This is a genomic window from Listeria innocua (assembly GCF_028596125.1).
Taxonomy (GTDB): Bacteria; Bacillota; Bacilli; order Lactobacillales; family Listeriaceae; genus Listeria; species Listeria innocua.
Genome location: NZ_CP117229.1, coordinates 1,304,030 through 1,316,669, shown reverse-complemented (window position 1 = coordinate 1,316,669; position 12,640 = coordinate 1,304,030). Strand labels below are relative to the sequence as shown.

Sequence of the window (12,640 nt, the reverse complement as noted above, 5' to 3'; positions counted from 1 at the left end):
AAACAGCCACACGCGCGATTCTCTCGAAGGACGCCGCCTCTCCCCGTACTTCCTCCCGAAGAAGGTTCCGAGTTTTTTATCCGTTTGTTGTTCAATGACTTTTTTCGCTAAAGTGCTTCGGTATGTTGCTAAATACGTTTCATTATACCATCTATGTACAAAAGCTTGTCCTCACATTTTTAAGCGGTTAAAAAAGCCATCTCCTTATTTTATTTCTAAATGGCATTCATTGCAATCATAAATTCCAATATACCGATTATTTTCTTTTAGTAAAAGGGTTTACCTATCATATTAAAACGCTTACAAATTATTTTTTTATGAAAGCCGGTACGCTTAATACCGACTTTCATAAAAGGTTTTACTTCGTTCATATTACTCAGTTTTTATAACTATAAAATCAAGGTTTTTCTGGAACTTTAATGTCCCCATCAACGATTTTTTGTTTGTATTCTTCTACTTTAGCTAAAACGTCTTTAGAAATATTATCTTGATGTTCAGAAAGCCCTACAGCATCTTTATCAAGACCATATTCAATTTTAGTTCCGCCAGGGAAATCTCCAGCTTTAGTACGAGTTGCAAGGTCATCTACAGCGATATCAACGCGTTTGATTTCAGATGTAAGTGTTACATTGTAATCTTTGCCATCGTTTGCTGTAACTTTTCCTTCGTCCCATTGGTCACGGTCAACACCGATTACCCAAACAGCACGGCTAGGATCTTTTTTCTTCAGGTTTTTAGCTTCTGCAAAGACACCGTTACCAGTACCGCCAGCAGCATGGAAAATTACGTCAACTCCACTTGAATACATGGAAGAAGCAATTTGTTGTCCTTTGTCTGCTTTTGCGAAATCGTTTGCATATTGTACATCAATTTGTGCGTTAGGATTAACAGCTTTTACACCAGCAGTGAAACCAGCTTCAAAACGGTCGATAACAGCTCCTTTTACCCCACCAACAAATCCAACTTTATTTGTTTTTGTTGTTAAGCCGGCTACAACACCAACTAGGTAAGAACCATCGTTATCTTTAAATCCAATACTTACTACATTATCACGGTCATCAATTGTGTCATCAACAATAGCGAATTGATTTTTAGGTTTTTGTTTAGAAACTTCTTCAATTGCATCTTTCAGTTTGTAACCAATTCCATAAATCAAATCATAGTCGCTACGAACAGCAGTGTTTAAGTTTGTTTTGTAGTCTGCTTCAGAAGCTGATTGCAAATAGTTATAACCGTCTGTACCTTTTTCCATGTCGTTAGCTTTACCAAATTTTTGTAAGCCTTCCCATGCTGATTGGTTAAATGAACGGTCATCAACGCCACCAGTATCTGTAACCATAGCTACTGTAAAATCTTTACTGCTCTTATCATCGCCACTTTTTTTATCGTCGCTGCTCGAACCACAAGCACCTAAGACAACGCCAGAAGCAATAATCATTGATAGTGCTAAAGCAAATGTACGCTTTTTCACCTTAAAACCCCTCCCGAGAGATATAATGTTAGTCAGAGCTTTCTGTCAAAACAAACATTCAGGCGCGTATTAAAAAATTATGTATGGTCCCTTTTTCGGAAAACGCACAAAAACATTTAACGTCTTCTCTAACTGTTCTTAATATAACATGGAAAATAAAATAAATAAATAACCAACTTCATAAATTTTTAATGCAAATGAATTCAGAAAATTTAATTCTGTCGGAATCATTCGATTTCAAGCTTATCCCTAGGTGGAAGCGCGTTAACGTGAAAAAGCAAACAATCTGATATATTTGCAATCCGATTTTATTCCCTTCATAATAAAAAATAACGATGAAAGGCGGGATGAAAATGACAAAAATAGGTTTTATCGGTTTTGGGAGTATGGCAACGTTGATAGCCACTAAATTGATTGAAACAAAGGTTTGTACTCCAGAGGAAATCATCCTTTACTCTAGTTCGGCAAACGACCATTTCAAGCAATTTTATGATAAATATCCTACAACCGAATTAGCAGCCAATGAAGCAGAAGTTTTTACAAAAGCAGATCACAGCTTTATTTGTAAATTACCTTTAGCTGTATTGCCCCTTATTAAAGATTGCGAGGCTGTATTAACGGCAGATCGCCACGTGATTTCGATTGCAGCTGGAGTTAGTACTTCTGATATTTTGGAACTATCTCCGAGTTTACAAGTAAGTAAATTAATACCTTCAATCACAACAGTAGTTAGTGTTGGAACTACCTTAATTTCACACGCAGATACTGTTTCGGAAACGAACAGCGCTTGGTTAGAATCAGCTTTTGAAAATTTCGGACATGTGATGACAATTCGAGAAGAAAATATTGACATTGCGAGTGACTTAACGAGTTCCTCACCTGGTATTATAGCGGCTATTTTCGAACAATTCGTGGAAGCGGCTCTTCGCAGATCGACTTTGTCAGATGCGGAAATTTTTCAAATGATTAATTTTGCTTTAGCTGGGACTTCTAAACTCTTAGTGGAGGAAGATTATACTTTTAGCGGTTTAATCGACCGTGTTGCTACAAAAGGCGGGATTACAGCTGAAGGCGTTGAACTTAGCAAAAGCAACTTACCTTCTTTTTTCGATGAATTACTTGACCGTACTCAAGGAAAATACGCTACAAGTAAAAAAGAAATTGAAGCTCAAAAACGAGATCTACTTTCTTAAAAAAAGAGGTTGCGATTTTAGTCGCAACCTCTTTTTATTTATTCTATATCTGGAGGAAGTTCCACATTGACTCGTCGCGGTTTACTACCTTCATGAGGTCCAACTACTCCTCTTTGCTCCATTTCATCAATTAATCTGGCTGCCCGGTTATAACCAATTCGGAATTTTCGTTGTAACATCGAAACGGAAGCTGTTTGCATTTCTACAACTAGTTCGACTGCTTCATGATAAAGTTCATCCGTTACTTCTCCTTCAACTTCAGGAATATCATCAGGAATCATTTCCTCGTTGTACTGTGCTTTTTGTTGCGAGATAACATAATTAACTACATCTTCTACTTCTTTATCTGATAAAAAGGCGCCTTGAATACGAGTTGGCTTACTAGAACCGACTGGTAGTAACAACATGTCTCCGCGACCTAGTAGTTTTTCTGCTCCACCCATATCAAGAATTGTTCTTGAATCTATCGAGCTTGATACTGCAAAAGCGATTCGAGATGGGATATTCGCTTTAATGACTCCAGTAATTACATCCACAGATGGACGTTGAGTCGCGATAATCAAATGAATTCCCGCGGCACGTGCCATTTGCGCAAGTCGTGTAATCGCATCTTCTACATCGTTAGAAGCAACCATCATTAAGTCAGCTAACTCATCTACTATCACAACAATAAATGGTAATTCCGGTTGTTTTTCTTCGTTAAGTTCATTATGTTTTTTTACGTAATCATTATAACCTTGCATATTTCGTGTGCCTGTATGCGAAAATAAATCATAACGCCGCTCCATTTCAGCAACTACTTTTTGTAAAGCTTGAGCTGCCTTTTTGGGATTAGTAACAACTGGTGCTAGTAAATGCGGGATACCATTATAAACATTTAATTCAACCATTTTTGGATCAATCATCATCATTTTTACTTCATGTGGTTTAGCTCGAAGCAAAATGCTCGTAATAATCCCATTAATACAAACCGATTTACCACTACCAGTCGCCCCCGCTACAAGTAAATGGGGCATTTTATCAAGACTTGCCATCATTGCTTCACCAGAAATATCTCGACCAAGAGCAATTTGTAATTTTTCATCTGGGTTATTTTTCGGATTATTTTCTAGTACTTCCCGTAAAGAAACCATCGCTACATTCTGATTTGCTACTTCAATTCCAATTGCTGATTTACCAGGAATTGGCGCCTCAATGCGAATATCTTTCGCTGCTAAAGCAAGCGCAATATCATCACTTAAGGAAACAATTTTACTCACTTTGACTCCGACTGACGGTTGCACTTCATATTTTGTAACGGCTGGCCCAAGATGCACTTGAGTGATTTTTGCTTTCACACCAAAACTTTCGAATGTGTCTTCTAATTTTTTCGCATTAACTTTAATTTGATCGTATTCTTTACTTTGATCAGTTACTTTGGCAGGTTCTAAAATATCCACTGACGGTAATTGATAGATTTCATTTTCAAAAGACTCTTGTTGGAACATTTCTAAATCTTTTTCTTTCACATCGGACTCTGTTTTTTCTTCTAGAGGGGCTTTTTCTTGTTCTACTTTAGAACTAAAATTCGAAATAATTGGCGGTGTTTTTTCTTCTTTTGAAGCATCTATTGGTTGGCTTACCTCGATTACTTCATCCGCTTCTACTTCAACTAATTTTTCCGCTTTCTTTTTATCTCGTTTAGCTTTTACTTCTTTCCCTTTTTCCTTAGCAGCCTTTCCTTTTGAAAATAAGTAGCGAACGAATTCAGTAATTTTCGAGAAGAATTGGCGTACAGAAATACCTGATACTAGTGAAAATCCATAAATGATTAAAAGAATGGCAATAATATTTGTTCCAAGTCGGTCTAGTAAGAAATAGGTAACTGAAGTAATAGCAGCCCCAATCATTCCTGCACCAACAAAACCTACTTGATTTGGTCTAAATAAATTTTCTAGAACTAATTTCCATGTACTAGAAACAACAGGCGCATTGGCACCTAAATTATGGATGATGAAATACATATGTATATATGTTAAAAACCCTAAAACAATGAGATAAACACCTACTAATCGTTTGCTAAAAAGGTGTGGCATCTTTCTTCTAATTACCATGTATCCGCCGAGAACGATACTCCCAGCAAGTAATACATAACTAAGAAGACCAACAAACATTTCAGCCAGGGCAAAGAAACCTCTGCCAACAAAACCTAATTGTAAAATCCCGATTATCCCTATTGCTATCAGAACAGCACCCGTTATCTCTAAACGAAAAGAAGCTGATTTTTTCTTTTTTGAACGTGTGGACGTTTTCTTTCGCCCAGCCGTTTTTTTCTTTTGTGTCGCCATTTCAAGTCCCACCTATTCCTTTTTTGCTTGTTTTATTATAGCACATCTATCCGTCCTGTAGCTCATACTATAGCCCTATTATACAAACAAATGTTTCCTTTCGTCAAAAAACCACATATCTCAAGTAAGAGACATATGGTTTTAGATTTGTTATAGGTGTGGTGTTTTCGTATTCATCAGCTTTCCGCCGCGGACTTCTGACATGCTTCCCCCGACAGCTAAGAAGGCATCTGGATCTATTTCGTCCAGAATAGCTTTCACTTTCACTTCTTCAAATCTTGAGACGATAACGAAAACTACTTTTCTTACATCACCAGAGTATCCACCAGTTGCATCTAAGTATGTTACGCCTTTTCCTAGTTGCTCCATGATTTCTGCACCGATTTCCTCGTAATAGCGACTAATAATAAAAGCACTTTTCGATTCATCTACACCTTGAATAACAATATCAATAACTTTATACGCAAGGAAATACGTAATTAATGAATACATAGCTCTGTCCCAGTTAAATACAAGTCCAGCAACGATGAAAATCACAATATTGATAAACATAATAATTTGCCCGGTTGAAAATGGTGTTCTTCCGTTGATGATGATGGAAATAATCTCAGTCCCGTCAAGTGCTCCACCATTACGAATAACAAGTCCTACACCAAGACCGAGTGTCATTCCACCAAAAACAGTCGCAAGTAATAAATCATCTGTCACTGGGTCCATATCATGTAAAACAAGTGTCACGATCGACATAACTGCAATCCCGTACAAAGTAAAAAGTGCAAAAACTTTTCCGATTTTCCGGTAACCAATAATGAAAAATGGAATATTAAGTACAAAAGTTAAAACCCCTAAAGGTAGCGGTGTTAACTGAGAAATAATAATGGAAATACCAACGACTCCACCATCTAAAATTCGGTTGTTTACAAGGAAAAGTTCTAAACCTACCCCCATTAAAATCGCCCCAAAGGTAATCATTAGAAATTTATAAACAAACCACTTCAGTCTTTTTCTGCGTTCTTGTTTTACTTTTTTTAAAGCTAGTTCTTCCATAAACGATTCATTTATTTGCACATAGCTCACGCCCAATCCTTACTTCATTCTTTATTTTAGGCAATGAAAACAGGATTTGCTTTCATCAACAAAATTTTCGCTTCATATTTAATAAGTATACCATAGCTGTTTTGTACTTGTACATATAGTTAACTATAAGAAGCATTTATTTTACGGTTCGGTTACTTGCCAGTCTTAATTTGCTATAGTATAGTATTAATGCGCAAACTTGTGGAGAATTTTTCTTACACATGAAATACATTTTGAAGGGTGATAAGATTATGAGTGACTATCAAGTGTTGTTATATTACAAATACACAACGATTGATGATCCAGAAACTTTTGCAAAAGAGCATCTTGCTGCTTGCAAAGAAATGGAGTTAAAAGGCCGGATTTTGGTGGCTACTGAGGGGATTAATGGCACCGTTTCGGGAACAGTTGAAGCAACAAACAAATATATGGATTATATGGCAAATGACGCTCGCTTCGCTGATATGGTATTTAAAATTGACGCGGCTGACTCCCATGCTTTCAAAAAAATGCATGTCAGACCTCGTGCTGAAATTGTTAGTTTAAGTTTAGAAGAAGATGTCAATCCACTTGAAATTACAGGTGATTATTTAGAACCTGCTGAATTTCGCGATGCACTACTAGACGAGGATACTGTTATTTTAGATGCTCGGAATGATTATGAATTTGATATTGGCCATTTTCGTGGTGCAGTTCGCCCAGATATTCAGAACTTCCGTGAACTACCAGGCTGGATTGAAGATAATCGCGATCAACTAGAAGATAAAAAAATCGTTACTTATTGCACTGGTGGAATTCGCTGCGAGAAATTTTCTGGCTGGTTGAAAACTGCGGGCTTTGAAGATGTAAGTCAACTTCATGGCGGCATTGCAACGTACGGTAAAAATGAAGAAACAAAAGGCGAACTATGGGATGGACAAATGTACGTCTTTGATGAAAGAATCGCCGTTCCAATTAACCAAGTAAATCCTACTATTGTAGGGAAAGATTACTTTGACGGAACACCTTGCGAACGTTACATCAATTGTGCAAATCCATATTGTAATAAACAAATTCTCGCTTCTTTAGAAAACGAAAAAAAATATTTGCGTAGTTGTTCGCATGAATGCCGCGTTCACCCGGCAAATCTTTATACAAAAGAATTATCTAAAGAAGAATTTACAGAACGACTTCAAGCGATTGATGAAACTTTACCGGAAACGGTTCAATAAACGAAAAACCAGCATTGCTAAATGAATAGCTGCTGGTTTTTTTATTTTCTATTTGCAAGTTGAACTAAATCAATTTCTCGTAAACTACCCCATTTTGCAAGTTCACCACTTACAATTAATGGTGTTTCTTTTAGTTCTGCAATATTTTTCGCATTTGCTAAAACAAAGAGTCCTCGCAACTGTTCTTTCCAAAGTTCTAACTTTTCGATTGTTTTTGATACGCCATCTTTTTTCAGTGAAGAAATAATTTGCCCAGCCATCCCAACACTATCTGCTCCTAGCGCAAGTGCTTTGACAATATCTAAAGGATTTCTAATACCTCCAGATGCTAAATATGCTATTTTTGGCGCGTCAGCATGTTGCATATCTATTAATGCTTGCCCAGTTGAAATACCCCAATCAAGTAAAAAATTATAGGCTTGGTCGCGGCGGCGATCATTTTCAATTTGCGCAAAGTTAGTTCCACCTTTTCCGGCTAAATCTACTGTTGTAACGCCGATTTCAGCTAGAGTCTTTACAGTCTCTCGTGTCATTCCAAAACCAACTTCTTTAACGACAACTGGTACTGGAGAATTTTTTACATATGCTTCGATTCTTGATAACCAGTGACTAAAGGAACGGTCGCCTTCTTGCATCACCAATTCTTGCGCAGGATTTATATGAATTTGTAGCGCATCTGCTTCTAACATTTCGATTGCGCGAATTCCGTCTTGAATATCCACTTCTGGGCTAACGTTGGCTAAAATGATACCTTTTGGATTAACTTCTCTAACGACTTGATATGTATCTATTAGCGAACTGTTTTTTAGAGCTGCAGACTGGGAACCAACGGCCATCGGGATAGCTACTTCGCGAGCTATTTCAGCGAGTTCGGCATTAATTCTCTTTGTATGCCGGCTTCCTCCTGTCATAGCATTAATATAAAATGGAAATGGTACTGTTGCTCCTAAAAAAGTTGTTGTTAGATCAATATCTTTCACATTGTAGCGCGGGATAGATGTCCCAATCAATTGAATATCTTCTAAACTCGACGGAGCTAAGTTCTCATTTTGCTTTACACCAAGAGCAACATGTTCGTCTTTCCGGCGTTCTCGTAATAAGTCATCGTTCTTCTGCATGTATTAATCCTCCAAAAAATCGCTAATTTCTTTCTAACCTTAAGCAAAAGTTAAAACGTTTTTAAAAATGGTTTCTTTCTCTTCAGAAGTTGGTTGATATACTTCTCCATTAAAAAATAAAATAAGTCCATGAAAAGTTTGAATATCGTCTTCACAGTCTTCGCAATATTCTACTTCTTCCTCATTCCAAGCCGCTAACAAACAATCTTTCTTTGTTTGATGGTTAGGGTAATTTCTCAGTAAACCTTCTGCTAATTCTTGGTACTTCGCAAACGCAGCTTCTTTTTCTGAAAAAGTAAAGTCTGCTTGAATAGAAGTTTCCCATTCCTCAAAAAACCACCAAGGCTCGTATTCTCCTTTAGTTAGATAGACATTCCATTTTGTCATATCAAAAACTCCCAACACTAAATATAATACACATATTATAGCATAAGCTCCTTTGAAATACTGGAATGCAAATTTTTGAAAGTAACAACAAAAAAAGATACACTGGTAGTAAGGAAAAATAAAAGGAGTTGGTTTCGTCATGGCTAGAGATACAGCGATTTTGAGAGTAACTGGATTTGTACAAGGTGTTGGGTTTCGTTACACAACAAAACACGTCGCTTACAAATATGACATTAGTGGAACAGTGAAAAATTTAGACGATGGTTCCGTTGAAATTCATGCAATTGCAGAAGAAGAAAACTTAAATAAATTTATTGATGCAATAAAAAAAGGACCTTCACCTGGTTGCCGTATCGAACATGTTTACATTTATAAAGGTGCGCCTGTTGAAGATCGAAAAACGTTTGATATTGTTTATTAAAAATCCAAAAATAGTGGTTGTGCTATAGCTCTTTTTGCATTATAGTTAATGAGTACTAAAACCTTGAAAGGAGCGACTGCGTGGCATGATTTCCATTTTGCAAATCTTACTTGAACCAGAATTCATTTCACTCACAGTGACGTTTTTATTAATGTTGACGATTTTTAGTTATTGGTCGGCCATTACATTATTAAAACCGAAAATGGTGCTACCCGCTGACGCTACCTGCTTAAAGCCAGTAAAGACTTTACTTCGAGCACATTTTGTTAGAACCTCGCCTAATTTTATTATTAATTGGCTGGCTATTACTAAGAAATGTAGCGCCATTACTGATGATGAAGACAGTTTTTCATTTTCCAACAGATGAAATGATTATTTTACTATTTAGGAGGAAAATGAAACATTGAAAAAGAAAAATATTATTTTAATTAGCGTATTACTAGGTGCTCTACTATTACTTACAGGTTGTAGTATGGACCCGTCACAAAATACAGATGGTTTTTTCAGTACTTATCTAATCCAACCATTTACTAGCTTTATTATGTTCGTTGCAAAGTTTGTTGGGGGTAATTACGGGATTGCGATTATTATTACAACGTTACTTATCCGTGCACTCATCATGCCACTAAACTTACGTACTGCTAAAGCTCAAATGGGCATGCAATCCAAAATGGCAGTTGCCAAACCAGAAATCGATGAAATTCAAGCTCGACTAAAACGTGCTACATCGAAAGAAGAACAAGCAAATATTCAAAAAGAAATGATGGCCGTTTATTCCAAGTATAATATCAATCCGATGCAAATGGGTTGTCTACCATTACTTATTCAAATGCCGATTTTGATGGCGTTCTATTATGCTATTCGCGGATCTTCCGAAATTGCTAGTCACACATTCTTATGGTTTAACTTAGGTTCACCAGATATGGTACTTGCGATAATCGCAGGTCTTGTCTACTTAGCACAATATTTTGTTTCCATGATTGGTTATTCACCAGAACAAAAGAAACAAATGAAAATTATCGGCTTAATGTCGCCAATTATGATTTTATTCGTTTCCTTCACAGCTCCTTCTGCCCTAGCGTTATATTGGGCTGTCGGCGGACTATTCTTAGCTGGTCAAACATTACTAACGAAGAAACTTTATATGAATAAACATCCAGAAATCAAAGTAATGGAACAAGAAGAAAAAGAATTTGAACAAATTGTAGAAGAACAAAATAAAGAAAAATAAAAGAAACCGCAACCTCGTTATAAGGTTGCGGTTTTTCTATTTGGATTTCGGTTCAATGTATGGAAGCGTAATTTTTATAGTAGTACCTTTATCCGGCTCACTGACCGCATTAATCGTTCCTAAATATCCTTCGACTAATTGTTTAGCAATCGCAAGTCCGAGGCCATTACCACCTTTTTCACGGCTTCTGGCTTTATCTACACGATAGAAACGATTAAAGATCTTATCAATTTCTTCTTGTGAGATGCCTTCTCCGTAATCGCGCACATCAATATGGATTTGCTTTTGTTCTTTATAGACATGCATATCCACCTCAGTGCCATCACCCGAATATTTCACTGCGTTATCCATAATAATAATTAAGATTTGTTCTAAATGATTATGTTGAATAAGCGCTCGTAAATCCGTATCATCTTCTTTTAAAGTAAACGTAAAGTTCTCATACATTACTTCAAAATTACGTCTCACTTGCTCAACTGTTGCGTTTACATCGGTAATTTGTAATTCTTTCGTTTGAGAAATCTGTTCTGCTCTTGATAAATCGAGCATTTCTTGTACTAATTTTTTCATCCGTTCTAATTCCGTTAACGAAGCATTTAACGATTCATCCAGTACTGCCGGGTCGTCTTTCCCCCACCGAGTTAGTAATTTTAAGTGCCCTTCCATGATTTGAACTGGTGTCCGCAGTTCATGGGAAGCATCTTCAACGAATTGTTTTTGCTGCTCAAAACTAGTTTCAATTCGCGTCATCATATCGTTAAAAACAACTGTCAATTCGCCAATTTCATCTCTGGAATTCGTTTTCGTTTCGATTCGTTTTTGAAAACCATTTTTACGAATATCATTCATAGTACGTGCTAACCGAGTGAGTGGATTTAAGAAGTTCTGTGCTAGTAAGTAACCGAGCATTCCACTAATAAAGAGCGCTACTGCTCCAAGCAAAATCATTGTTACTAGAAGCCGGTCCATCATCCGATTATAGGAAGTTAGCGGATTTACCACTTGCGCATAACCGATCACTGTCGTATTATCATCTGCCACAATTGGCATTTGTGCAGTCATCATTTTCTGCCCTTCAATGGTTGGCTTATTCATAATAAATTTATCCGTGCCGCTAACAAAATACTGCGAAAAATCGATACTCGTAATATCTTGGTTTCTGGAAAAATAATACTTATTAATAAAATGACCATCTTTATCGTATAGATTAATCACTTGATCTTGTAATTTACGATTAACGGTTTTATCGTTATTAAATAAATATTTGATTTCCTCATTGTCCGTTAAATCTTGGTTTGTTAACGTACTTGTAGTTGCTAGAAGCAGTTCTTTTACTTCCGGTTCTTCTTCATTTAGCAACATTTGCCCAATCCCTTGATAAATCGCATAGGAAAATAAGAAAAATGTTAGAAAAATCGCTGCACTAGCTCCAAAAGTCCATTTAAATTTCAAAGAACGACTTTTTAAGGAGAATGGGCTAGTTGTCATGTACGCATCACATACCCAGTCCCGCGAACTGTTTGGATGTAACTTTCTTCGTCAGGATGATCAATTTTATTTCGCAAGTAACGAACATATACATCTACTACATTTGTTTCTACTTCTGTTTCATAACCCCATACTTTGTTAAGTAATACTTCCCGAGTAAGAACAATATTGACATTTTCCATTAAAGTAAGTAGTAGTTCATACTCGCGTTTTGTTAAATCAATAATTTCTTCATCGCGTTTTACAATCCGATTTTCTTTTTCAACGATTAAGTTGCGGTATTGTAGCGTTGTTTGTTTAGCAGATTGTTCTGCATTTTCTACTCGGCGTAATAGTGAACGCAGACGTGCAAGTAGTTCTTCAATTGCAAATGGCTTAACGATATAATCATCTGCTCCGTGGTCAAGTCCAGATACGCGATCAATCACAGAGTCTCGCGCAGTTATCATAATGATGGGTGTTTGTTTCACTTGGCGTACACGACGACAAACCTCTACCCCGTTTAAATGTGGTAACATTAAGTCTAGTAAAATAGCATCCCATTCTTCATTTAGTGCGAGTTCTAGCCCAGCACGTCCATCATTAGCAACAGCAGTTTCATAATTTTCGTGTTGTAATTCTAGTTCAATAAAGCGTGCTAAGTTTTTTTCATCTTCTACGATTAATATTCTATTCATTTGGCCTAACCCTCTCTTTCGATCATTACACTATATTCC

Annotated in this window: 12 protein-coding genes; 5 read left to right on the top strand and 7 right to left on the bottom strand. The window is 36.7% G+C overall.

Going from position 1 to position 12,640, the window contains the following annotated elements; all coding sequences use genetic code 11:
* Window positions 1-397: 397 nt before the first annotated feature.
* Window positions 398-1,471, bottom strand: coding sequence for a BMP family lipoprotein (locus tag PQQ29_RS07145; RefSeq protein ID WP_003766833.1), 1,074 nt, complete (start codon window positions 1,469-1,471; stop codon window positions 398-400).
* Window positions 1,472-1,824: 353 nt separating this feature from the next.
* On the opposite strand from PQQ29_RS07145, the gene proG reads away from it, so the two are divergent.
* Entirely contained in the window at window positions 1,825-2,664 is an 840-nt protein-coding gene (gene proG / locus PQQ29_RS07140; protein ID WP_010991528.1) for a pyrroline-5-carboxylate reductase ProG, read from the top strand.
* 38 nt (window positions 2,665-2,702) lie between these two features.
* On the opposite strand, the gene PQQ29_RS07135 is transcribed toward proG, so the two are convergent.
* Both PQQ29_RS07135 and PQQ29_RS07130 read right to left on the bottom strand, forming a co-directional pair.
* Window positions 2,703-4,991, bottom strand: coding sequence for an FtsK/SpoIIIE family DNA translocase (locus tag PQQ29_RS07135; protein ID WP_010991527.1), 2,289 nt, complete (start codon window positions 4,989-4,991; stop codon window positions 2,703-2,705).
* A 150-nt stretch (window positions 4,992-5,141) separates the two neighbouring features.
* Window positions 5,142-6,068 carry a YitT family protein gene (locus tag PQQ29_RS07130; RefSeq protein WP_003727465.1) on the bottom strand — a complete coding sequence of 309 codons (927 nt, stop codon included), beginning with the start codon at window positions 6,066-6,068 and terminating at the stop codon, window positions 5,142-5,144.
* Window positions 6,069-6,319: 251 nt separating this feature from the next.
* On the opposite strand from PQQ29_RS07130, the gene trhO reads away from it, so the two are divergent.
* Window positions 6,320-7,279 carry an oxygen-dependent tRNA uridine(34) hydroxylase TrhO gene (gene trhO, locus PQQ29_RS07125; RefSeq protein WP_010991526.1) on the top strand — a complete coding sequence of 320 codons (960 nt, stop codon included), beginning with the start codon at window positions 6,320-6,322 and terminating at the stop codon, window positions 7,277-7,279.
* A 41-nt stretch (window positions 7,280-7,320) separates the two neighbouring features.
* Here trhO and fni read toward each other — a convergent pair whose 3' ends face one another.
* Together fni and PQQ29_RS07115 are read right to left on the bottom strand one after the other, a co-directional pair.
* On the bottom strand, window positions 7,321-8,397 hold the full coding sequence (gene fni / locus PQQ29_RS07120; RefSeq protein WP_010991525.1) for a type 2 isopentenyl-diphosphate Delta-isomerase: 1,077 nt from the start codon (window positions 8,395-8,397) through the stop codon (window positions 7,321-7,323).
* A gap of 39 nt (window positions 8,398-8,436) precedes the next feature.
* Entirely contained in the window at window positions 8,437-8,784 is a 348-nt protein-coding gene (locus tag PQQ29_RS07115) for a DUF1033 family protein (RefSeq protein ID WP_003766820.1), read from the bottom strand.
* A gap of 139 nt (window positions 8,785-8,923) precedes the next feature.
* On the opposite strand from PQQ29_RS07115, the gene PQQ29_RS07110 reads away from it, so the two are divergent.
* The 3 genes from PQQ29_RS07110 to PQQ29_RS07100 all read left to right on the top strand — a co-directional run bounded on the left by PQQ29_RS07110 (window position 8,924) and on the right by PQQ29_RS07100 (window position 10,436).
* Entirely contained in the window at window positions 8,924-9,205 is a 282-nt protein-coding gene (locus PQQ29_RS07110; RefSeq protein WP_003771753.1) for an acylphosphatase, read from the top strand.
* An 85-nt stretch (window positions 9,206-9,290) separates the two neighbouring features.
* Window positions 9,291-9,572, top strand: a complete 282-nt coding sequence (locus tag PQQ29_RS07105) for a hypothetical protein (protein ID WP_010991524.1) — start codon at window positions 9,291-9,293, stop codon at window positions 9,570-9,572.
* 36 nt (window positions 9,573-9,608) lie between these two features.
* The gene (locus PQQ29_RS07100; protein WP_003771748.1) at window positions 9,609-10,436 is read left to right on the top strand and encodes a membrane protein insertase YidC; all 828 of its coding nucleotides are present in this window, start codon (window positions 9,609-9,611) and stop codon (window positions 10,434-10,436) included.
* 36 nt (window positions 10,437-10,472) lie between these two features.
* Here PQQ29_RS07100 and PQQ29_RS07095 read toward each other — a convergent pair whose 3' ends face one another.
* Complete coding sequence (locus tag PQQ29_RS07095; protein WP_003771747.1) at window positions 10,473-11,924, bottom strand: HAMP domain-containing sensor histidine kinase; 1,452 nt, start codon at window positions 11,922-11,924, stop codon at window positions 10,473-10,475.
* The gene (locus PQQ29_RS07090; RefSeq protein WP_003719652.1) at window positions 11,921-12,601 is read right to left on the bottom strand and encodes a response regulator transcription factor; all 681 of its coding nucleotides are present in this window, start codon (window positions 12,599-12,601) and stop codon (window positions 11,921-11,923) included. The genes PQQ29_RS07095 and PQQ29_RS07090 overlap by 4 nt, the downstream gene beginning before the upstream one ends.
* Window positions 12,602-12,640 lie beyond the last annotated feature (39 nt).